Source organism: Vibrio sp. Vb339, assembly GCF_902751245.1.
GTDB lineage: Bacteria > Pseudomonadota > Gammaproteobacteria > Enterobacterales > Vibrionaceae > Vibrio > Vibrio coralliirubri.
The window spans coordinates 93,642-116,584 of sequence record NZ_CADDIS010000005.1 but is presented as its reverse complement, the minus strand read 5'-3'; the positions used below and the strand labels follow the sequence as shown (position 1 = coordinate 116,584).

Genomic DNA, 22,943 nt, shown 5'->3' with positions numbered 1-22,943 from the left:
AATTACGATTAATGGAAAGTACCATTGCTTGCAGTAAAGTCCAGCAGTGATAAAACATTTCGAGGTGATAAGTTGCAAATTTACGATAGCCTACCAAAAGACAACGGGCTACAACGCTATCTAGTCGGTGGAGCAGTGCGCGATAAGCTGCTCAATATTGATAGTTATGATAGAGACTGGGTCGTGGTAGGGAGTACCCCTCAAGAGATGGAAAACCTTGGCTTTACTGCTGTGGGAAAAGATTTCCCCGTATTCTTGCACCCAAAAACCAAAGAAGAGCACGCACTGGCTCGCACTGAGAGAAAATCCGGTTCCGGTTACACCGGCTTTGAGTGTTACTTCGCGCCAGACGTGAGTTTGGAAGAAGACCTGATGCGTCGAGATCTGACCATCAACGCTATCGCTCAAGATGATAAAGGCCAACTTTACGATCCTTACCATGGTCAGAAAGATCTCTCAGATCGTGTTTTAAGACACGTTTCAGACGCTTTTGTTGAAGATCCTCTTCGTGTGCTGCGTGTGGCTCGCTTCGCCGCTAAGCTTCACCATCTTAACTTCACGGTTGCACCTGAAACCATGGATATGATGAGTGAGATCGTTCAATCTGGTGAGCTGGCACACCTCACTGCAGAGCGAGTTTGGCAAGAGTGGCATAAGTCTCTTAGTACGCCGCACCCTGAAATGTTCCTCTCTATATTGAAAGAGTGTGGTGCATTGGCAGTCGTATTGCCTGAGATTGACGCTCTATTTGGCGTCCCGCAACCTGAGAAATGGCACCCTGAAATCGACACGGGTATTCACACTCTGATGGTTGCTCAGCAAGCCGCACTATTAAGCCCATCGCTACCGGTACGCTTTGCAGCTCAAGTGCATGACTTAGGTAAAGGCGTCACGCCAGAAAGCGAATGGCCAAGCCACAAATTGCATTGCCACACAGGTTTGAAAATCATTAAGAAGCTGTGTGAACGAGTCAGAGTGCCCAATGAGTTCAGAGATCTTGCGCTTCTAGTGTGCGAGCAGCATTCTAATATCCACCGTGCAGGTGAACTAAAGCCAACCACCTTTCTCAAGGTTCTCAACAAGTTTGATGTTTGGCGTAAGCCAGATAGGCTCGACGATATACTGCTTTGCTGCCAAGCCGATCACGCAGGCCGAAAAGGATTAGAAGATCAGCCGTATCCTCAAAAAGCGCGTTTTGAAGTCGCTTACCAAGCGGCGCTTCAAGTCGAAGTCAAAGCGATCATTGCCGATGGTTTTAAAGGCAAAGATATTCGAGAAGAACAAGAGAAGCGAAGAGCCATCGCAATTGAAAGCGCCCTATCAGGGCTCGCTACCAGTTAATCGTCACCGCACTAACTAAAACGCATTAAAAAGCCCGCTGTTAAGCGGGCCTTTTGTTTCAATCTTTACAGCGAGACCGTTGTCCGCGTCTGTTACTGCATCATCAAGAAAGCAAACAGACCACAACCGAGAATCAGGCGGTAGATAACGAACGGTGTCATGCCCATACGAGAGATAAGCTTCAAGAAGAAGTGAATACAGATGTAAGCACTGATGAAAGACACCGCAACGCCCGTTAGCAAAGTGCCAACATGGATTGGGTCACCACTGGTCACCAACTTAAGACCTAAATAACCACCCGCCAGAGTGATGATTGGGATAGACATCAAGAAAGAGAATCGAGCCGCGGCTTCACGTGTGAAACCAAGGTAAAGCGCTGCGGTAATGGTTGCGCCAGAACGAGACGTACCCGGAATGATCGCCATTGCTTGAGCAAGACCAATAAACAACGCCTTTTTCCAACCTGCTTGGTATTCGTCATCGCGCAGGCTTGAGTTCTTGTCCACCCACCATAGCAATAGACCAAAGATAATCGTTGTCGTCGCGATCACCCACGCACTGCGCAAGTAAAGCTCAACAATATCTTTCATCAACAAACCAAAGATACACGCAGGAATCGTTGCGAGAATGATCATCCACGCTAACTTCGCTTCTTTACTGCGATCGCCTTTAAACACTGAACCAAAGAATGCGCTCAACAGAGAGACCACTTCTTTACGGAAATAGATAACCACGGCTGCCAAAGTACCAACGTGGACAGCGACATCAAAGGCCAAGCCTTGATCTTCCCAGCCTAAAACAGCAGAAGGAAGGATTAGGTGTGCAGAACTGGAAATAGGTAAAAACTCAGTAAAGCCTTGCACCAACGCCAATATAAACGCTTCAAAATAACTCATTACTTACCTTAAAAATTATAGTTTTATATCTACGACAGAGAGCGAGTCTAATTGCTGCATCTTCTGCCATATTTCACTGACGGTTCTTCCGTCTTGCGGGATCACTCGCGCAGGACAAAGATCATAAAGCGGTTGTGTTACAAAAGGATATTTGTAGATATCACTGCGTGGCAGTTCTGGTTCACGCTCAGAAACCTCCTCTCCAAACAGCACAATATCAAGATCGAGCTTTCGATCTTGTAGTTTGTGCGCATCTTGAGAGCGACCCCATTTAAACTCAATTTTACGCAGCTTCTGTGAAAATTCAGTCAACGAGAGTGACGTGTCGAGCTCTATCACAAAGTTATAAAACGGATGGCTATTAAAACCCACGGGCTCACAGTGATAGATTTTAGAGCATTTAAGGTTAGTCCCTAACGATTGAAGCTCTGTCCATGCCACCCTTGCATGCTTATCGCGGTCTATGTTCGTGCCAACACCAACATAGGCTACTGTCATGCTTGACCTCGTTCGATGATCACGCCAACGGCTTTTGCTTGCGGCACTGCGCCAGGTTTCGCCAAGCGGATTTTAATCCACGGCACAGAAAATTGAGTCATGACCAATTCAGCGACTTCTTCAGCCACACGTTCAACCAATAGGAATCGGCCATTAGCAATGTGGTCAAGCACAGCTGTACTCACAGTCGAGTAGTCCAAAGCATCAACTACATCATCACTCTTACCCGCTGGGCGGTTGTCATGAGCCATTTCAATATCAAGCACAAGTTTTTGTTTAATCTCTTGTTCCCAATCGTAAACACCGATCGTTGTAATTACTTCTAGCTGTTCAATGAAAACTTTATCCAGTGCCATGACTTGTCCTTTTAGAGGTCGGATACCCATATGAGGGAAAAAAACGTATTATTTGCGTAATTCGAGATATGATATCAATTACTCTTGGATTGAGCATTATTTTCCCATCGTTAGGCTTATAACCGTTTAAGGAAAGACATGACCCCATTGGCACTAATCATGATCATTGCAGCCTATTTGCTAGGTTCAATCTCTAGTGCGGTCTTGATATGCCGAGTCTTAAGACTTCCTGATCCAAGAACGGTAGGCTCTAATAACCCAGGAGCCACCAATGTACTGCGCGTTGGCGGTAAAGGCGCAGCTGCTGCCGTCCTCCTATGTGACATGCTGAAAGGCACTATCCCTGTCTGGCTTGGCTACTACCTCAAGATCGACCCAATCATTCTAGGGGTTGTCGCAATTGCGGCGTGTCTAGGTCATATGTATCCGCTCTTCTTCCACTTCAAAGGTGGTAAAGGCGTGGCAACCGCACTCGGCGCTATCGCCCCAATAGGATTCGATCTAACAGGAATGATCATGGCGACTTGGTTAGTGGTCGCGTTTTTGTTTCGTTACTCTTCTTTAGCGGCACTGGTCACCGTGCTACTTGCCCCTTTCTACGCTTGGTTAGTCAAACCTCAATACACATTGCCAGTAGCCATGCTGTGCTGTTTGATCGTGTTACGTCACCACCAGAATATCCGCCGCCTACTCGATGGCAGCGAACCAAAACTCGGACAAAAAAAATCGGCTTAAACTGTCACGTCTAAGCCGAACCATAATATTCAGTATTTAAAGCTTACAGCAGATGTTTATCTAAAAACGTCTTCAGCATTGTGTTCACAAACTCTGGTTGCTCTAACGAGCTAATATGACCTGCGCCAGGAATCACCACTAATTCACTGCCCGTAATGCAATCGTGCATTAGGTATGACTCAAGTACCGGACGTGGTTTATCTTCTTGTCCTACAGCAATCAAAACAGGCAGAGCAAAGTTCTCTACCGATTCAATCATATCGCGACGTCCAAACACCATTCGACCAATTCGTGCCAATTCTTCAGCGTTGTCGCCCTCAAGAGCTGATAACTGCTGAGTAAAACCTTCCACTAAAGCTGGCGTGTTGGTTTGAGCATCATTAGCGAAGAACAGTGGCACAACCGCTTCAACAATTGGCTGAGGAAACGTCTTGGTTTGAGTGATGGTATCTAACATGCTGAAGTACTTAGCGTGAGCAACTTCTGGTTCTAAACCCACAAAAGTATCCATTAGAACCAAAGACTTAATACGTGAAGGTGCAAGTTCCGCTAATTCAGTCCCCCACATACCGCCAACCGATAAGCCAACTACTGAGAATTCTTCGATCTCTAAATGATCAAGCAGAGCCAAAACGTGCTGAGCGTAATCTTTCAAGTTACGCATCGAAGTGGGTGCTGCTTGAGATTCACCATGAGACCAAAGCTCTGGAACAATACAGCGATACTGAGCCTTTAATGCTTCGATCTGCGGCTTCCACATTGCACTATCCCAAAGGTAACTGTGGCCGAGTACAACAACAGGGCCTTGACCTTCATCTAGGTACGCCATCGATTGATTGTCTACTGTGAACTTGTTCATTTTCTTCCCTAATCTCTATCAGCAATTATTTATCGACATACAGTCGGTAAGCTAGGATATAAAAACGGCCGCACAAGGCGACCATTTATCGAAACACTATAGTCAATTACGCAATTGGCTCTAGCTGGTCAATAGGCCAACGCGGTGTGGCATGAACAGACAAATCAGCCGTTTCGCCATTCTTCAGACGCTGCATGCCCGCATAAGCGATCATCGCACCGTTATCTGTACAGAACTCAGTGCGTGGGTAGTACACCTCACCACCGATTTTCTTAGCAAGAGCTTCAAGCTCAACACGCAGTTGCTTGTTAGCACTTACACCGCCAGCAATCACTATACGTTTCATGCCTGTTTCTACCAAGGCGCGCTTACACTTGATTACTAAGGTTGCACAAACAGCTTCTTGGAATGCGTAAGCAATATCAACACGAGTCTGGTCATCATTATCGTTATCGCGAATGGTATTCGCTGCGAACGTCTTCAGACCAGAAAAGCTCATATCTAGACCCGGACGATCGGTCATTGGACGCGGGAACTTAAAACGACCCGGAGTGCCTTTTTCTGCCAAGCGAGATAGCAGTGGACCACCAGGGTAATCTAAGCCCATCAGTTTCGCGGTTTTATCAAACGCTTCACCCGCTGCATCATCAATCGATTCACCAAGGATTCGGTATTCACCAATGCCTTTCACTTCTACCATCATGGTATGGCCGCCAGAAACCAGCAGAGCCACAAATGGGAATGGCGGTGGATTGTCTTCTAACATTGGCGCAAGAAGGTGACCTTCCATATGGTGAACAGGCACAGCTGGCACGCCCCACGCATAAGCAATACTGCGACCAATCGTTGCACCGACAAGCAGAGCGCCCACTAAACCTGGGCCAGCAGTGTAAGCCACACCATCAATGTCTTTCGACGTTAGGTTCGCTTCAGCTAATGCCGCTTTAATAAGAGGAATTGTTTTTTTCACGTGGTCACGCGAAGCTAGCTCAGGCACCACACCACCGTAATCGGCGTGCAGCTTTACTTGACTATATAATTGATGAGAAAGCAGCCCTTGCTCATCATCATAAATCGCGATTCCTGTTTCATCACAAGAGGTTTCAATACCAATAATGCGCATAATTTTCTCGGCACGCTTTCGTCTAAAATGGGAAATTAGCGCAATATTACCCTGCCTAAGCTCTTCAAACAAATATTGTACAGACTATAATCGACAAAGTGCTTTACAAAGCTACTGTGATCGGATTAAAATTCCGCACCATTTTTGATCAAGCTGGTTAATGGCCAAACGCGAATAGAGAGTTAGCTCGATGGGTAACTTCTCTGATTTGGTACTGAGTGGCCAGCGATAATGAATAACCCCTGAGGTGAAAGGCATATGCCAATAGTTAAAGTACGTGAAAACGAACCGTTCGACGTTGCACTACGTCGTTTCAAGCGCTCTTGTGAAAAAGCAGGTATCCTTTCTGAAGTTCGCCGTCGCGAGCACTACGAAAAGCCAACTACAGTTCGCAAACGCGCTAAAGCAGCAGCTCAAAAGCGTCACGCTAAGAAGCTAGCTCGCGAAAACGCACGTCGCGTTCGCCTGTACTAATAACTTAATCCATAAGGACTGAGTTATGGCTCTTATTGAACAACTCAAAGAAGAGCAAAAATTAGCGATGAAAGCCAAGGACAAACCGCGCCTTGGCACTATCCGCTTAGCTCTTTCAGCAATTAAGCAACGTGAAGTTGACGAACGGATCACTCTGAACGACGACGACATTCTTGCTGTATTAGTTAAAATGGTTAAGCAACGTCGCGATTCTGTTGCTCAATATGAATCGGCAAATCGTCAAGATCTTGCTGACGTGGAAAAAGCAGAAATTACGGTACTTGAAGGCTTTATGCCTCAACCGCTAACTGATGAAGAAGTTATTGCACTACTTGATAGCGCAATCGCCGAAGCTCAACCAGCGGGCATGCAAGACATGGGTAAAGTAATGGCTATCTTGAAACCACAAATTCAAGGGCGTGCAGATATGGGTAAAGTTAGTGGTTTAGTTCGTTCTAAACTCGCTTAATCCCAAATCAAATTGCAACAAGCCGTGCAATCCTTCGGAACGCACGGCTTGTTTGTATCTGTAACCTATTCAAACTATTATTATCCACACTCTCAGTTAGTGCATTTTTCTAAGGTTTTATGGCAGGACACATCCCGCGTAGTTTCATCGATGATCTCCTAGCGCGTCTCGACATTGTCGACATTGTGGACGCACGCGTGAAACTTAAGAAAAAAGGCAAAAATTATGGTGCTTGTTGCCCATTCCACAACGAAAAGACCCCTTCTTTTAGCGTAAGCCAAGAAAAACAGTTTTATCACTGCTTTGGTTGTGGCGTACACGGTAATGCTATCGACTTCATTATGGAGTTCGAACGTCTCGATTTTGTTGAAGCTATTGAAGAGCTAGCCTCTTTCTTAGGCCTCGATGTTCCTAGAGAACAGCGCAGCGGCGAGATATCAACAGCACCAAGAGCCAACAGCGAACAAAAACGTAACCTCTACGATTTGATGGGCGGCATCAGTAATTTTTACCGCTCTCAACTGAAAATATCAGCCAACAAACCTGCGATTGATTACCTAAAGAATCGTGGCCTTTCGGGCGAGATCGTCCAGAAGTTTGGTATTGGTTATGTGGCCGATGAGTGGGACTTAGTTCGTAAGAACTTTGGCCAACAGAAAGAAGCTCAAGACATGCTCGTGACTGGCGGCATGCTAATTGAGAACGATAAAGGTAACCGATACGACCGATTCCGTGGACGCGTAATGTTCCCGATTCGTGATCGTCGTGGCCGTGTGATTGGTTTTGGTGGTCGTGTATTAGAAGACGGCACACCAAAATATCTCAACTCACCAGAAACGCCTATCTTCCATAAAGGTAAAGAACTTTACGGCCTTTATGAAGTGCTGCAAGCCTACCGTGAACCGCCGCAAATACTTGTGGTTGAAGGTTACATGGATGTCGTGGCACTCGCGCAATATGGTGTCGATTACTCAGTAGCATCACTGGGCACCTCGACAACTGGCGACCACATTCAAATGTTGTTCCGTCAAACCAGCACTGTGGTTTGTTGTTACGATGGTGACCGAGCAGGTAAAGAGGCCGCATGGCGCGCACTAGAAAACGCACTTGAGTACCTGAAAACGGGCAACACGCTTAAGTTTCTGTTCTTGCCCGACGGTGAAGACCCAGACAGCTATATTAGAGAGCATGGCAAAGCCGCTTTTGAACAGCTAGTCCACAATGCGACGCCGCTTTCGACCTATTTGTTCGATAACCTGATTGAAATACACAAGTTGAACTTGGGAACAACCGAAGGGAAATCAGCACTGCGTGCACACGCCAGCGCCTTGATTAACAAAATTCCTGACAGCTACTTCCAAGAATTGCTCGAAAAACTGCTCGATGAGCGAACTGGATTTGATAACCAATTGCGACGTGCGCGTGTTCATACACAGAACCCGACACCTCAACCGCATAAAGAGCTGAAGCGCACTCCAATGCGTGAAGTTATCGCTTTGCTTATCCAAAATCCGAGCTATGCTGATATGGTACCGGATTTATCAAGTGTCAAAGGCTTACAGTTGCCTGGACTAAGTTTATTCGTCGAAGTACTTGATAAATGCCACGCGCATCCCCATATCAACACAGGCCAATTATTAGAGCATTGGCGACATAATAAACATGAGGCTCTTCTGTCTCGTCTCGCGAGCTGGGAAATCCCCCTCGACGAAGACAATCAAGAAGACATATTTTTAGACTCATTGGACAACATACTTGCCCAGTGCGTTGAAAAACAAATTGAAAACCTGCAGGCCAAAGCAAGAAGCGTCGGTTTATCAGCCGAAGAAAAAAGGGAGCTACTAGCTTTAATGCTAGATCTAAAAGCGTAACCCTGTTTGATTAGTCAGCATTTAATAAATTTGTTAACATAATTGGTTTGCATTTGAGAATGCAACGTCCTTCACCAGACCTGAAGTTGGATATCATCTATGGATCAAAATCCGCAGTCACAGCTTAAATTACTTGTTATTAAAGGCAAGGAACAAGGCTATCTGACCTACGCCGAAGTAAACGACCACCTACCTGCAGAAATCGTGGATTCTGAACAGGTAGAAGACATCATTCAAATGATCAACGACATGGGTATCAAGGTAGTTGAAACTGCACCTGATGCTGATGATCTAGCACTTAATGATGACGATGCCAATATAGATGAAGATGCAGCCGAAGCTGCAGCTGCTGCGCTTTCAAGCGTAGAAAGCGAGATTGGCCGTACTACTGACCCAGTTCGCATGTACATGCGTGAAATGGGTACGGTTGAACTACTGACTCGTGAAGGCGAAATCGACATTGCGAAACGTATTGAAGATGGTATCAATACAGTTCAACTATCGGTTGCTGAGTACCCTGGCACTATTCCATACATCTTGGAACAGTTTGACCGCGTACAAGCAGAAGAGATTCGCTTAACAGACCTAATCAATGGCTTTGTTGACCCTGACGACGATGGCACAGCTGCGCCAACGGCGACTCACATCGGTTCAGAACTTGCTGAAACTGATCTGGAAGACGAAGACAAAGAAGACGCTGAAGACGACGAGGAAGAGGAAGAAGAAGATACAGGTATCGATCCTGAACTTGCTCTTGAGAAGTTCACAGCGCTTCGTACTAGCTACCAGAACCGTCAGCTAGCGATCAACGAGTACGGCCATGAAAGCCCGAAAGCAATGCTTGCAACAACAATGATGCAAGACGTATTCAAAGAGTTCCGTCTAACACCAAAACAGTTTGATTACCTAGTAAACGAACTGCGTAACTCAATGGATCGCGTACGTACTCAAGAACGCCTAATCATGCGTCAAACGGTTGAGTACGGCAAAATGCCGAAGAAATCTTTCATTGCTCTATTTACTGGCAACGAATCTAGCGAAGCATGGTTGGATGAAGTTCTTGCTTCAGACAAGCCATACGCAGAAAAGATCAAACGTAACGAGCACGACATCCGTCGCTCTATCCAAAAACTGGATATGATCGAACGTGAAACGTCTCTTACTGTTCAAAGCATCAAAGATATCAGCCGTCGTATGTCTATCGGTGAAGCGAAAGCTCGTCGTGCGAAGAAAGAGATGGTTGAAGCGAACTTACGTCTAGTAATCTCGATTGCTAAGAAGTACACAAACCGTGGTCTACAATTCCTGGATCTAATCCAAGAAGGTAACATCGGTCTGATGAAAGCGGTAGATAAGTTTGAATACCGTCGTGGTTACAAGTTCTCTACTTACGCTACGTGGTGGATCCGTCAAGCAATCACTCGTTCGATTGCTGACCAAGCTCGTACTATCCGTATTCCGGTTCACATGATCGAAACGATCAACAAACTAAACCGTATCTCTCGTCAAATGCTACAAGAGATGGGTCGTGAACCACTTCCGGAAGAACTGGCTGAACGCATGCAAATGCCTGAAGACAAGATCCGTAAAGTACTGAAAATTGCTAAAGAGCCAATCTCAATGGAGACACCAATCGGTGACGACGAAGATTCGCACCTAGGTGATTTCATCGAGGATACAACGCTAGAACTACCTTTAGACTCTGCAACGGCAACAAGCCTACGCGGCGCAACTAAAGACGTTCTTGCTGGCCTAACACCTCGTGAAGCTAAAGTACTGCGTATGCGTTTCGGTATCGATATGAACACTGACCACACTCTTGAAGAAGTGGGCAAGCAGTTCGACGTAACTCGTGAACGTATCCGTCAGATCGAAGCAAAAGCACTGCGTAAACTTCGTCACCCAAGCCGCTCAGAAACTCTGCGTAGCTTCCTAGACGAGTAATCACACGCTTTAGTGCGGTTAGCTTTTAAGCATAAATAAGAAAAGGTGAGCGTTGGCTCACCTTTTTTTTATCCGCATGATTTAAGTGGCTAAGATGTAAGCGGAATTGCCCCTTATAGTGTCTAGACACCACTGAATGCTTCCCCTATAATCTATGCCCTACGGCCCCTTAGCTCAGTGGTTAGAGCGCACGACTCATAATCGTTCGGTCCCCAGTTCAAATCTGGGAGGGGCCACCAAATTAGAAAAGCCAGAACAGTTCATGCTGCTCTGGCTTTTTGCTTTTCTAGTTCCGTACCAATCACGCCCTGCACTTCCGAACCAATAACGAATCGTCCCGCACACAATTCCAATTGCCTCTCTGTGACTAAACATACTTTTCTTTTATAAAAAAATCGGCAATATGAGAGTACATAAATCGCTCAATAGTTCAGGGAAGACTCATGAAAGACGAAACACTCTCGATTCACTTCGGTTACGACACTGATCCAACAACCAAGTCCGTTGCCACACCTATTTACCAAACCGTCGCGTACGAATTCGATGACGCGCAACACGGCGCCGACCTCTTCAACCTTGCGGTACCAGGTAATATCTACACTCGCATAATGAACCCAACCAATGATGTGCTAGAAAAGCGCATGGCAGCCTTAGAAGGGGGTATTGCAGGCTTAGTCGTGAGTGCAGGCAGTGCTGCGATTAACTACGCGATTCAAACCTTGGCACAAATCGGTGACAACATTGTCTCAACGCCTCAGCTTTACGGTGGTACTTACACCCTATTTGCTCACATGCTGCCAAACCAAGGGATCGAAGTTCGTTTTGCTAAAGACGATAAACCAGAAAGCTTAGCGGCACTGATTGATGAAAAAACCAAGGCGGTTTACTGTGAAAGTATTGGCAACCCAGCAGGTAATATTATCGACTTAGAACGTGTTGCAGAACTTGCCCACGCACAAGGCGTGCCTGTGATTATTGATAATACGGTGGCGACGCCTGTGCTGTGTAAACCTATCGATTTTGGTGCCGACATCGTGGTGCACTCACTAACTAAATACGTGGGTGGTCACGGTACAACGTTAGGTGGCGTGATTGTCGACTCAGGTAAATTCCCATGGGCAGAGCACAAAGACCGCTTCCCTGTGTTTAATCAGCCAGAGCCTTCTTATCATGGCGTGGTTTATACCGAGGCATTTGGTGAGGCTGCGTTTATTGGTCGTGCTAGAACGGTTCCCCTGCGTAATACGGGTGCAGCACTATCACCAATGAATGCTTTCATGTTGATGCAAGGTTTGGAGACCTTGTCGCTACGCATGGAGCGACACACAGAGAATGCCTTGAAAGTAGCGGAATACCTCAAGCAACACGAGAAAGTCAGCTGGGTAAGTTACGCTGGCCTGCCTGATTCGGAATTCTACCCACTCGCTGAAAAGTACATGCAAGGTAAGCCATCGGCCATTCTATCTTTTGGTCTAAAAGACGGTTATGAAGCCGGTGTTCGTTTCTATGATGCACTGCAAATCTTCAAACGTTTGGTCAACATTGGCGATGCGAAATCGCTCGCTTGTCACCCTGCTTCGACGACACACCGTCAACTAAGCGAAGCTGAACAGAAACAAGCCGGTGTATCACCAGAGATGATTCGCCTATCAGTAGGTATTGAACACATCGACGATATCTTGGCCGACCTAGAGCAAGCACTGAGCGCTTAATGACGCTATAGCTAGCTCTAACACTGATCGTTAACTAACGGACATAAAAAAGCCCATCACAAGATGGGCTTCTTATTATCTATTTCTTAGGTTAGGTGTCGATTACTCAACTGTTACCGCTTTCGCTAGGTTACGAGGTTGGTCAACGTCGGTACCTTTGATTAGCGCTACGTGGTAAGACAGCAGCTGCATCGGCACTGTGTAGTAGATAGGCGCTGTTACTTCACTTACGTGAGGCATCTTGATGATCTTCATGTTCTCATCGCTTTCAAAGCCAGCGTCTTGGTCAGCGAATACGTAAAGTAGACCACCACGAGCACGTACTTCTTCAACGTTCGATTTCAGTTTCTCTAACAAGTCGTTGCTTGGTGCAATAACGACTACAGGCATATCTGCATCGATAAGAGCCAAAGGACCGTGCTTAAGTTCACCAGCAGCGTATGCTTCTGCGTGGATGTAAGAGATCTCTTTCAGTTTAAGAGACGCTTCCATCGCGATTGGGTAGAACTCACCACGACCCAAGAACAGTGTGTGGTGCTTATCAGCAAAATCAGGTGCTAGCGCTTCAATCTCTTTATCAAACGCTAATGCTTTCTCGATATCAGCAGGCAGTTGGTGAAGTGCTTGAACGATTTCCGCTTCTTTCTCTTCATTGATACGACCTTGCAGGCGACCAATTGACGTTACCATCATCAGCATTGCTGCTAGTTGAGTTGTGAAAGCTTTAGTAGAAGCAACACCGATCTCTGTTCCTGCGCGAGTCATGAAGGCAAAATCAGATTCACGAACCAGTGAAGAACCCGCAACGTTACAGATAGTCATTGCTGACATGTAACCCTTCTCTTTTGCAAGACGAAGTGCAGCAAGCGTATCCGCCGTTTCACCAGACTGAGACAGAGTCACTAAAAGGCTGTTCGGACGAACAACGAAATCACGGTAACGGAATTCAGAGGCGATCTCTACGTCACAGCTTACGCCAGCTAGAGATTCAAACCAGTAACGCGCAGCCATGCCTGAATTGTAAGACGTACCACATGCGATGATCTGCACGTGCTCAACCTTACTTAGGATCTCTTCAGCTTTAACACCAATCGCGTTAGTGATAACCGAAGTGTCAGAGATACGGCCTTCCATCGTGTTGATCAGCGCTGTTGGTTGCTCAAAGATCTCTTTCTGCATGAAGTGACGGTATTGACCTTTATCGCCTGCGTCGTGTTCAGCGTTTGACTCAACGATTTCACGCTCAACACGCTCACCCGCTACATCAAATACAGTAACATCACGACGAGTTACCTCAGCAACATCACCTTCTTCTAGATACATGAAGCGACGAGTTACGCTCAATAGCGCCAGTTGGTCAGAAGCAAGGAAGTTCTCGCCGACACCAAAACCGATAACGATCGGGCTACCAGAACGAGCCACAACAATGCGGCTAGGATCTTTGCGATCAACCGCTACCGTGCCGTACGCGCCGTCTAATTGTTTTGCTGTTTTCTGTAGCGCTTCAACCAAAGAAGCTGAAGTGCGAAGTTCCCACTCAACTAAGTGAGCAATAACTTCTGTATCCGTTTGTGAAGTAAATACGTAACCACGCTCTTGCAGCATAACGCGCAGTGCTTCGTGGTTTTCGATAATGCCATTGTGTACAACAGCGATATCACCAGACATGTGTGGGTGTGCGTTCGCTTCAGATGGCTCACCATGTGTCGCCCAACGTGTATGAGCGATACCTGTACCGCCAATCACTTGTTGCTCTTCTACCGCGTCGGCTAGCTCTTGTACTTTACCTAGGCGACGTACACGAGTTAGGTTAGATTCAGTATCGACGACAGCGACACCTGCTGAATCGTAGCCACGGTATTCTAGACGACGAAGGCCTTCTACTAAAATTTCAGCTACATCACGCTGTGCTACTGCACCAACAATTCCACACATAGTTTCACTCCATCAATTTTGTTTTATTCCTATTGGCAGCAAGCAAAGGCCAGATCTTTATTAAGATCAATTATAGGAAAGTAAATGCATAATATTTAAATTTGTTTTTACGCTGGATCAGTCAGGATCACGCGAACATCATGTGATTCGATACTTGCTTTGGATTCTTCGCCTAAGTCTGTATCGGTAATTAAGATGTCAATGTGTTCCCATGCCAACTCTAAGTTCGGGATCTTTCGTCCCACTTTTTCTGACTCAACCATCACGATCACTTCTCGTGACACTTCAGCCATGACTTTGCTCAGGCCAACCAATTCGTTAAACGTGGTTGTGCCTCTATCAAGATCGATACCATCGGCCCCGATAAATAGTTGGTCAAAATCGTAAGCGCGAAGCACCGACTCTGCGACTTTGCCTTGGAAAGAGTCCGAATGGGTATCCCAAGTGCCGCCAGTCATTAATAACGTCGGCTCGCTTTCAAGCTCATTAAGCGCATTAGCGACGTGCAATGAGTTGGTCATCACAACCAAGCCACGCTTAGCATTAAGCTGCTGAATTAGAGCACCGGTCGTACTGCCACTATCGATCACGATACGGTTATGGTCGCGAATTAAATCTGCAGCGGCTTTTGCCAATGAAATCTTTCGAGTCGAAACTTGTTGACCCAGTTCTTCGTTGACAACCTCTTTCGGTAACGAAATCGCACCACCATAACGGCGTAAAAGCTGACCGTTTTTCTCTAAAGACGCCAAGTCCTTTCTAATAGTGACCTCTGAGGTTTCGAACTTAGCGGATAATTCATCAACACTAACCTCCCCCTTTTCATTCACTAGGTTAGAAATTGCATGTCTTCTGAGCTGGGTGTTTCGTTTCGACATTTAAAAAAGGCCATTAAGTTTCGATATGAAACATATTATAATTACAACGAAACTATTTAGTCCATTTATTTTGATCCAAAAAATTAATAAATAGCGATAAAACCTTGTCCTAAGACAATTGTTAAGCAGTGATATTGAACTCATTAGGTGGTAGAATCCGCACCCGAAAAGAAAAAAAATTACAAAACTGACTGTTATTTTTTTGCAACCTACCCCCTATATAGTGGGGTAAGTCACAGAAAACCGATGTTGAATCAAAATCTTTTAGTCATAAAATGACTAAAATTGATGAAAGACTTACAACTCTGAAGGACATATTGGAAGTCCCGCGCTTTTACACAACAGGCACAAAATGTTGATGTAGCGGACCAATCTTCAGAACTTAAATAAATTTCAAATTGTAACAATACTTACCGGAGAGTACCTTCCATGAAAAAGACCAAAATCGTATGTACGATTGGCCCTAAAACTGAATCTGTAGAGAAGCTAACTGAACTAGTAGATGCTGGCATGAACGTTATGCGTCTTAACTTCTCTCACGGTGATTTCGCAGAGCACGGCACTCGTATCGCGAACTTCCGTAAAGTAATGGAAAACAAAGGTGAGCAACTTGCTATCCTTCTAGATACTAAAGGTCCAGAAATCCGTACTATCAAACTTGAAGATGGTAACGACGTAGATCTAGTAGCTGGTCAAGAGTTCACTTTCACAACTGACGCAACAGTTGTTGGTAACAAAGACGTAGTAGCAGTAACTTACCTAGGTTTCGCTAAAGACCTAACAGCAGGTAACACTATCCTTGTTGATGACGGCCTAATCGAAATGGAAGTTATCGCAACAACAGAAACTGAAGTTAAGTGTAAAGTTCTTAACAACGGTGCTCTAGGCGAAAACAAAGGTGTTAACCTTCCTGGCGTTTCTGTTCAACTTCCTGCTCTTTCTGAGAAAGACAAAGCTGACCTTAAGTTTGGTTGTGAGCAAGGCGTTGATTTCGTTGCTGCTTCTTTCATCCGTAAAGAAGAAGACGTTAAAGAAATCCGTGAGCTTCTAAACGCTAACGGCGGCGAGAACATCCACATCATTTCTAAGATTGAAAACCAAGAAGGTGTAGATAACTTCGATTCAATCCTTGAAGCTTCTGACGGCATCATGGTTGCTCGTGGTGACCTAGGTGTTGAAATCCCAGCTGAAGAAGTAATCTTCGCTCAGAAGATGATGATCGAGAAGTGTAACCGTGCACGTAAGATGGTTATCACTGCAACTCAAATGCTTGACTCTATGATCAGCAACCCACGTCCAACTCGTGCTGAAGCGGGTGACGTTGCGAACGCAATCATGGATGGTACTGATGCAGTAATGCTTTCTGGTGAAACTGCTAAAGGTAAGTACCCAGTTGAAGCTGTTACTATCATGGCTCAAATCGCGAACCGTACTGATTCAGCTCTTAAAGCTGAGCTAGGTTCTCGTCTAGACAGCCCACGTCTACGCATCACTGAAGCTGTATGTAAAGGCGCTGTAGACACAGCAGAGAAGCTAGCTGCTCCTCTAATCGTTGTTGCAACTGAAGGCGGTAAGTCTGCACGTTCAGTACGTAAGTACTTCCCAACTGCAAACATCCTTGCTCTAACAACTAACGAAAAGACAGCTGCACAGCTAGTTCTTACTAAAGGTGTTAAGCCAGTTCTTGTTGACTCTATCGAGAACACAGACGCGTTCTACATCAACGGTAAAGAAATCGCTCTACAATCTGGCCTAGGTAACAAAGGCGACATCGTAGTTATGGTTTCTGGTGCTCTAGTAGCTTCTGGTACTACAAACACAGCATCTGTTCACGTTCTATAAGAATGAACCGATTCGCATAAAATATAAAAGAGGGCTTCGGCCCTCTTTTTTTATGAAACAAAATCTTGCCTAACTTTTCAGTACGCTGTATTATCAATCACAATAGAACTACGTACTGTTAACTTCCAATTGGCTCTTTCTAAGAGACGGATTAGCAGACTAGAAATCATATATAGATGAGGTTTGTAATGTCTAGTCCTACGCTCACTGACAAAGTATCAAAGATGATTCGCCAAGATATTCTTAATGGTGAGTTAACCCCAGGCCAAAAGCTCGTTGTTGCTGATCTAAAAGCACGCTACAACGTTGGCGCATCCCCTATTCGTGAAGCCTTGGTACAGTTATCTTGGAGCAAATACGTAAAGCTAGAGCCACAAAAAGGCTGCTGGGTATCTCCTGTATCAAAGAAAGAACTGAATGACCTATACGAAAGCCTTCGTGTTGTATCATCGGTTCTGCTTAAAAAAGCGATTTCAGCGGGTGATGAGAGCTGGGAACTGGATGTACTAACGTCTTACCATAAACTGTCACGAGTGCAGTACGTATCTGAAGAGTTTGATTGTGTAGAATGGGAAGAGCGCCACCAGCAATTCCATGTCGCACTACTTGAAGGGGCAGATTCAGAGAACATGTTTAAGTTCTTTGATGACCTAATTAACCAAGTGAAACGTTACCGCTTCCTCGCTATGTCTGCAGAAAGCGCATCTGATGATCTGTTCAATATTGATGAGCACGAAATGATCATGAAACTAGTACTCTCTAAGAATGTAGAACAAGCGACTGAACTGCTTGATCAACACTTACTAGGTTCAATGAAACGAATTGAAGAAGTTATCGAAGCGGCATGATGCCAAGATAAATTCTAACCAAATAAAAACGGAGCCCAACGGCTCCGTTTTTTTGTTTCCAGTACCACGACTGAACTACCACCCAAAAAACTCTTTGTGATGAGTATTGAGCAGCACAACCATAGGTAAAAAATACAATGCACTAAGCTGAAAGCCAAGAATGGCTAATGTGCCTATGGTTAACCTCACTAAAAAATCGACAAACATACCACGCCTCTTTTAACCAGACTGTATGATCCCCAAACTCTTGCTCCAGCTAACCTAATTCTACTGCTGCCTTCCAAGTTATTGATAAGGCTAGCTAACCAGCTGAATTAAGTTAACGGTGTCATCCTTTTACATCTGGTAAACACTCTATTTATTACATCGTTTAACACGATGTAATCTGAAGCAAAGTAGTTTACTTACTGTTCATTTTAGCTCAAATTTTCACCAGCATTAGACTTTAGTCTAACTGTATAGATTTTGTGACATAGGTCGCTCAAAAGTGAGATTCCTAATAAAAAGGGGGAAAGGAAAAAAGAGTCGGGGCGCGACTTAAAGAGGTGAAGCAAATAGACGACAGGACTAGATAGAAGCGAACCTAAGCGACATCATCATAGCTAGGACAAATAGAGACCGTATTACGACCAGACGATTTAGATTCGTAAAGCGCAACATCAGCACACTTGTATGAGCGAGTACTGTTACTGGTTAAATCCGTAAAGCCAACACTCACCGTTACCTTAGTTCCGGCCGCTAGCTCAATCTCGATTCGTAAGCGATCCAATACGCGCTTTGCTTCTGGCAGTGAGGTGTGTGGCATCAAGAGTGCAAACTCTTCTCCTCCAACACGTGCAACAAAGTCCGTCCCACGAAGGCTGTCTTGCAGAAGCTTAGCAACACCAGCGATAACACGGTCACCTTCGTCGTGGCCAAGTTCGTCATTGATTCGTTTGAAGTTATCGATGTCGACTAAGGCTAAGCAAGTGGTCGCTTCGTTCGGGTAACGCTCAACCAAGCGAGAATAGTAGGCCAGCTGCTCTTCGAATTTTCGTCGGTTCCAGAGATTACTCAAAGAGTCACGTTCACTTAAGATCCTCAAACGCACCTCAAGCTCCTTCCTTACGGAAATATCAACCAACGAGGTGATGTAGTAACTGGCTTTACCTGAATTATTTTTGACCGCATGCACTCGCATGATCGCAGTAAAAGGAATACGCAGCTTGTTCTTACACTGAACCTCCCCTTCCCATACTTCTTCTTGCTCTAAATGACTCCAAATAGCCGAACTTGAGAGTACTTGGTCGGTATTCTCAAGCAACAGTTGCAATGCATTTTGACCGATCACTTGTTTTTTGCAGTACCCAGTCATGTTCTCAAATTCGTTATTGATCATCATTGTTCGGTGCTGCTTATCAGAGATCATCACTGCCGACATGCCATTCAATGCGGCGCGTGCCAATTTACTCTCCAGGCTTCGGCGTCGGTAGTGCGTCACCAGGTAAGCAAACGGGAAGGCGAAAATCAGCACCGTAATCAGAACAATGATCTCTTCATGGGCCAAATCATCTAGATCACGCTCAGCCCTATCCATCAGTTGCTTCTGATTAAGTTGAATCAGTAAATGGACCTTTTGACTGTTCGCGAGCATAACCGTGTTAAAGGCAAACAAATTACCATCTTCAAAAACGTATCCCACCTGATCATTGTAGATCGCATCCCACGTCTTCGGCGCGATATTTTTCAGATTGTAGCCTTTTCTTTCAGGAATAGAGTCTCCGAACAACTTACCGCTGTTGTTACTCGCGATGAAGTAACCCGCGTCATTGAGCACTTCTGCTCTAAGATCGTTATCTGGTGAAAAGCTCAGACGCGACGATAGGCCCCATACATCGAGATTGATGACGAGGTAGCCTACTCTTTCGTCAGGGGTTTCTACGGGGGTAAAGACACGGATTACCGGCGAATAAGGGAAGGTGACTTCACCATGCTCCGTTTCAAGCTCAATACCCCAACCGCCAATCTGTTCGGCTTCTAGTTTTTGAGCGTATTGGAAGTAGTTAGAATCCGACCTATCTTGAAGTCGTTGAGGAAACGTCACTCTACCGGTATCAGAGGAATAGTTAACGCGTACCAGCTCTTTGCCTATGACATCTAACAGATGGATTTGTGTGTACCACTTCTGATTCACCAGAACAGATTGCCAGACCTCTTCAAGTAGATGTTTGGTTTGGTCTGAGGGAGAGGAAGCAAAGTTAACCAAGCTCTGGCTATGACTGAGTAGCTCCATTACCGAGACTAACTGAGTCTTGAGAAGATCGTAATCTCGCTTGGCATACACTAACTGATGAACGGCTTGCTTAGCTGAGTAGTCAAAGCTCTGCTGTTTTACTTCTTTGTAACGCTGCAAATAATACAGACATACTGCAGAAGACAATATGATAGAGATAATCAGCAATGTAATTATTGATTTTTTATTTCGCATTGCTAACTCAGATGAATGGAAGTGCAGCGCGGGATTATAGCACTCTAAAAAATTAACAAAATAAAAGCCGCTTAAAAAAGCGGCTTTAAAGTTATTTTTTAAAGACTTATCGTCTAGGCTTTCAACGCACGTTCGCCTCGTGCGATGCCAACAACACCACTTCGAGCTACTTCAAGCACTTCCGTCACTTCAGACAGCGCCTGAATGAAGGCATCCAGTTTCTCGCTAGTGCCGGCCATTTGAACCGTATATTGAGAAGCAGTGACATCAACAATCTGACCACGGAAGATATCTGCTGTGCGCTTCACTTCCGCACGAGCAAAGCCGCTCGCACGTACTTTTACCATCAACAGCTCACGTTCAATATGCTCAAGTTCAGACACTTCTTGTACTTTAAGTACGTCGATTAGCTTATGTAGCTGTTTCTGAATCTGCTCAAGCTGCATTTCGCTCGAGTTAGTAGTGACGTTCAAACGAGACAGCGTCGGATCATCGGTTGGAGATACGTTCAAAGACTCGATGTTGTAGCCACGCTGAGAAAACAAGCCAACCACACGAGAAAGCGCACCAGGTTGGTTTTCCATTAGTAGTGAAATAATGTGTCTCATATTATGTTCTCTCCGTTTTGCTTAGCCACATGTTATCCATACCCTCGCCTTTGATCTGCATTGGGTATACGTGCTCGGTGTCATCCACACTAATATCGACAAATACCAAACGGTCTTTCATCGCCAGTGCTTTTTCCAAACCTGATTCCAGTTCATCCGGAGATGAAATACGCATACCAACGTGGCCATAAGCCTCAGCGATAGCAGCAAAATCAGGAACAGAGTCCATATATGAGTTAGAGTAACGACCTTGATAAACAATGTCTTGCCACTGTTTTACCATGCCTAGGAAACGGTTGTTAAGGTTAATAATCTTAACCGGGATATTGTATTGCAGCGCAGTCGACAGCTCTTGGATATTCATTTGAATACTGCCGTCACCGGTTACCACAACCACTTCTTCATCTGGCTTAGCAAACTTAACGCCCATACCAGCTGGCAGGCCAAAGCCCATTGTGCCTAGACCACCAGAGTTAATCCAACGACGTGGCTTGTTAAACGGGTAGTACAAAGCAGCAAACATTTGGTGTTGACCTACATCAGAAGCAACATAGGCATCGCCATTGGTTACTTTATGCAGTGTTTCAATTACTTGCTGTGGTTTGATGCGCTCAGACGATTTCTCGTAAGCTAGGCAGTCACGCTCTTGCCACTGCTTAATTTCACTCCACCAACTTTCAATCGCTTCTGCATCGTTAGTGCCGCCTTGCTCAACGAGCAAGTTCACCATGCTCTCTAGAACCTTTTCAGCAGAACCTACAATCGGTAGATCCACTTTTACGTTCTTAGAGATCGAAGATGGGTCGATATCAATGTGCATGATCTTCGCATCAGGGCAGTACTTATCTAGGTTATTAGTCGTTCGATCATCGAAACGTACGCCAATACCAAAGATCAAATCCGCATTGTGCATCGCCATATTGGCTTCATACAAACCATGCATGCCTAACATACCCAAAGAGTTCTTATGAGTGCCAGGGAAAGCGCCAAGCCCCATTAGGGTGCTTACCACAGGTAAATTCAGTGCCTCTGCTAATTTTAACAGCGGCTTATCTGCCTCAGAAATAACCGCACCACCACCGACATAAAGTACCGGCTTCTTCGCTTCAAGAAGGGCTTTTAGCGCCTTTTTGATCTGACCTTTATGACCCGTAACCGTTGGGTTATACGAACGCATTTTGATCGTTTCTGGGTATTCATAAGGAAGCTTGATTTGTGGGTTTAAGATGTCTTTCGGCAGATCAATAACCACAGGACCGGGACGTCCTGTCGTTGAAATATAGAATGCTTTTTTAACGACTTCAGGGATATCTTCCGCTTTCTTAACTAAGAAGCTGTGTTTAACGATCGGGCGTGATACACCAACGATGTCACACTCTTGGAAGGCGTCGTTACCAATAAGGTTATTTGGTACGTTACCAGAAATAACAATCATTGGGATTGAGTCCATGTATGCGGTTGCAATACCAGTAACGGTATTGGTCGCACCTGGACCAGAACACACAAGTACTACACCCGGTTTACCGGTAGAACGAGTATAGCCATCTGCCATGTGGGTAGCGGCTTGTTCGTGTCGTACTAATACGTGTTTAATTTCAGCAGTTTTAGCATGCAGCGCATCGTAGATATCAAGTACAGAACCACCTGGATAACCAAAGATTTGTTCTACACCCTCTTCAATTAGAGACTGCACTACCATCTCAGCGCCGGATAACATTGCTGTTTCAGGTTTTGTTGTCATATTGCTCTCCTCACCAGTTTCCAATCATATTTGGTGAACATGTTGGGCTGGTTTTTCATAGTCTAGGGCTTATTCGTAGCCTAATTCGAAATACTTCCACTTTTTCGGCTATGGCTGTCTGTCGTGATAACAACAAACAGTAATACGAAACAACTTTAACGCTTTATTATCATCTGGTCTAACACCTGTTATTCGGCAACTGTGCCAAAAAACCAACTATTAGCTCAAAGCATTAAATAAAACCCAACCAAGCCCCCTATACTAGGTTTAAAAACTAGTTACCAGACAAAAAAAAGCACTTAATATTTCAATAGATCGCTATTTATCGATAAACCGCGAGCCTACT

General features: G+C 45.1%; 19 protein-coding genes and 1 tRNA gene. 10 read left to right on the top strand and 10 right to left on the bottom strand.

All coding sequences use genetic code 11. The features are described from left to right. Positions 1–24: 24 nt before the first annotated feature. Positions 25–1,341: a multifunctional CCA addition/repair protein gene (locus HRQ85_RS19905; RefSeq protein ID WP_172380449.1), complete on the top strand. Its 1,317-nt coding sequence runs from the start codon at positions 25–27 to the stop codon at positions 1,339–1,341. A 92-nt stretch (positions 1,342–1,433) separates the two neighbouring features. On the opposite strand, the gene HRQ85_RS19900 is transcribed toward HRQ85_RS19905, so the two are convergent. From HRQ85_RS19900 to folB, 3 genes are read right to left on the bottom strand one after another with little or no spacing between them, the layout of a single operon-like run. Beyond that, the gene (locus HRQ85_RS19900; RefSeq protein ID WP_010434624.1) at positions 1,434–2,237 is read right to left on the bottom strand and encodes an undecaprenyl-diphosphate phosphatase; all 804 of its coding nucleotides are present in this window, start codon (positions 2,235–2,237) and stop codon (positions 1,434–1,436) included. Positions 2,238–2,252: 15 nt separating this feature from the next. Then, positions 2,253–2,735, bottom strand: a complete 483-nt coding sequence (folK, locus tag HRQ85_RS19895) for a 2-amino-4-hydroxy-6-hydroxymethyldihydropteridine diphosphokinase (protein WP_050622275.1) — start codon at positions 2,733–2,735, stop codon at positions 2,253–2,255. After that, positions 2,732–3,091, bottom strand: coding sequence for a dihydroneopterin aldolase (gene folB / locus HRQ85_RS19890; RefSeq protein ID WP_050622274.1), 360 nt, complete (start codon positions 3,089–3,091; stop codon positions 2,732–2,734). The genes folK and folB overlap by 4 nt, the downstream gene beginning before the upstream one ends. 138 nt (positions 3,092–3,229) lie before the next feature. Between folB and plsY the strand changes: the two genes are divergently transcribed. Continuing rightward, a complete protein-coding gene (plsY, locus tag HRQ85_RS19885; protein WP_048609667.1) occupies positions 3,230–3,826 on the top strand; it encodes a glycerol-3-phosphate 1-O-acyltransferase PlsY in 597 nt (198 codons plus the stop codon). Between the two features lie 43 nt (positions 3,827–3,869). Here the strand turns inward: plsY and HRQ85_RS19880 are convergent, their stop codons facing one another. Together HRQ85_RS19880 and tsaD are read right to left on the bottom strand one after the other, a co-directional pair. After that, positions 3,870–4,685 carry an alpha/beta fold hydrolase gene (locus HRQ85_RS19880; protein ID WP_172380448.1) on the bottom strand — a complete coding sequence of 272 codons (816 nt, stop codon included), beginning with the start codon at positions 4,683–4,685 and terminating at the stop codon, positions 3,870–3,872. A 106-nt stretch (positions 4,686–4,791) separates the two neighbouring features. After that, positions 4,792–5,808: a tRNA (adenosine(37)-N6)-threonylcarbamoyltransferase complex transferase subunit TsaD gene (gene tsaD, locus HRQ85_RS19875; RefSeq protein WP_172380447.1), complete on the bottom strand. Its 1,017-nt coding sequence runs from the start codon at positions 5,806–5,808 to the stop codon at positions 4,792–4,794. Between the two features lie 258 nt (positions 5,809–6,066). Here tsaD and rpsU point away from each other — a divergent pair, with 258 nt between their 5' ends. The 6 genes from rpsU (at position 6,067) to HRQ85_RS19845 (ending at position 12,278) form a co-directional block, all read left to right on the top strand. Then, positions 6,067–6,282: a 30S ribosomal protein S21 gene (gene rpsU, locus HRQ85_RS19870; protein ID WP_004396009.1), complete on the top strand. Its 216-nt coding sequence runs from the start codon at positions 6,067–6,069 to the stop codon at positions 6,280–6,282. A gap of 25 nt (positions 6,283–6,307) precedes the next feature. Further along, positions 6,308–6,751 (top strand): GatB/YqeY domain-containing protein, encoded by a 444-nt coding sequence (locus tag HRQ85_RS19865; protein ID WP_017069475.1) that lies wholly within the window; start codon positions 6,308–6,310, stop codon positions 6,749–6,751. 119 nt (positions 6,752–6,870) lie between these two features. Then, entirely contained in the window at positions 6,871–8,622 is a 1,752-nt protein-coding gene (dnaG, locus tag HRQ85_RS19860) for a DNA primase (protein WP_048609665.1), read from the top strand. Positions 8,623–8,721: 99 nt separating this feature from the next. Beyond that, positions 8,722–10,566, top strand: coding sequence for an RNA polymerase sigma factor RpoD (rpoD, locus tag HRQ85_RS19855; protein ID WP_048614894.1), 1,845 nt, complete (start codon positions 8,722–8,724; stop codon positions 10,564–10,566). 163 nt (positions 10,567–10,729) lie between these two features. Next, a tRNA-Ile gene (locus HRQ85_RS19850) sits at positions 10,730–10,805 on the top strand. 204 nt (positions 10,806–11,009) lie between these two features. After that, positions 11,010–12,278, top strand: a complete 1,269-nt coding sequence (locus HRQ85_RS19845) for an O-acetylhomoserine aminocarboxypropyltransferase/cysteine synthase family protein (protein ID WP_172380446.1) — start codon at positions 11,010–11,012, stop codon at positions 12,276–12,278. A gap of 102 nt (positions 12,279–12,380) precedes the next feature. Here HRQ85_RS19845 and glmS read toward each other — a convergent pair whose 3' ends face one another. Continuing rightward, positions 12,381–14,213 carry a glutamine--fructose-6-phosphate transaminase (isomerizing) gene (gene glmS / locus HRQ85_RS19840; protein WP_050651948.1) on the bottom strand — a complete coding sequence of 611 codons (1,833 nt, stop codon included), beginning with the start codon at positions 14,211–14,213 and terminating at the stop codon, positions 12,381–12,383. Between the two features lie 107 nt (positions 14,214–14,320). Beyond that, positions 14,321–15,091, bottom strand: a complete 771-nt coding sequence (locus HRQ85_RS19835; protein WP_017061404.1) for a DeoR/GlpR family DNA-binding transcription regulator — start codon at positions 15,089–15,091, stop codon at positions 14,321–14,323. Positions 15,092–15,520: 429 nt separating this feature from the next. Here HRQ85_RS19835 and pykF point away from each other — a divergent pair, with 429 nt between their 5' ends. Then, a complete protein-coding gene (gene pykF, locus HRQ85_RS19830; RefSeq protein ID WP_017061403.1) occupies positions 15,521–16,933 on the top strand; it encodes a pyruvate kinase PykF in 1,413 nt (470 codons plus the stop codon). A 176-nt stretch (positions 16,934–17,109) separates the two neighbouring features. Beyond that, complete coding sequence (locus HRQ85_RS19825) at positions 17,110–17,781, top strand: GntR family transcriptional regulator (protein WP_019826885.1); 672 nt, start codon at positions 17,110–17,112, stop codon at positions 17,779–17,781. A 583-nt stretch (positions 17,782–18,364) separates the two neighbouring features. Here the strand turns inward: HRQ85_RS19825 and HRQ85_RS19820 are convergent. The 3 genes from HRQ85_RS19820 to HRQ85_RS19810 form a co-directional block, all read right to left on the bottom strand. After that, the gene (locus HRQ85_RS19820; RefSeq protein ID WP_172380445.1) at positions 18,365–20,248 is read right to left on the bottom strand and encodes a sensor domain-containing diguanylate cyclase; all 1,884 of its coding nucleotides are present in this window, start codon (positions 20,246–20,248) and stop codon (positions 18,365–18,367) included. 113 nt (positions 20,249–20,361) lie between these two features. Next, positions 20,362–20,856 carry an acetolactate synthase small subunit gene (gene ilvN / locus HRQ85_RS19815; protein ID WP_008219984.1) on the bottom strand — a complete coding sequence of 165 codons (495 nt, stop codon included), beginning with the start codon at positions 20,854–20,856 and terminating at the stop codon, positions 20,362–20,364. Position 20,857: 1 nt separating this feature from the next. Next, positions 20,858–22,597, bottom strand: a complete 1,740-nt coding sequence (locus HRQ85_RS19810) for an acetolactate synthase 3 large subunit (RefSeq protein WP_048618189.1) — start codon at positions 22,595–22,597, stop codon at positions 20,858–20,860. Positions 22,598–22,943 lie beyond the last annotated feature (346 nt).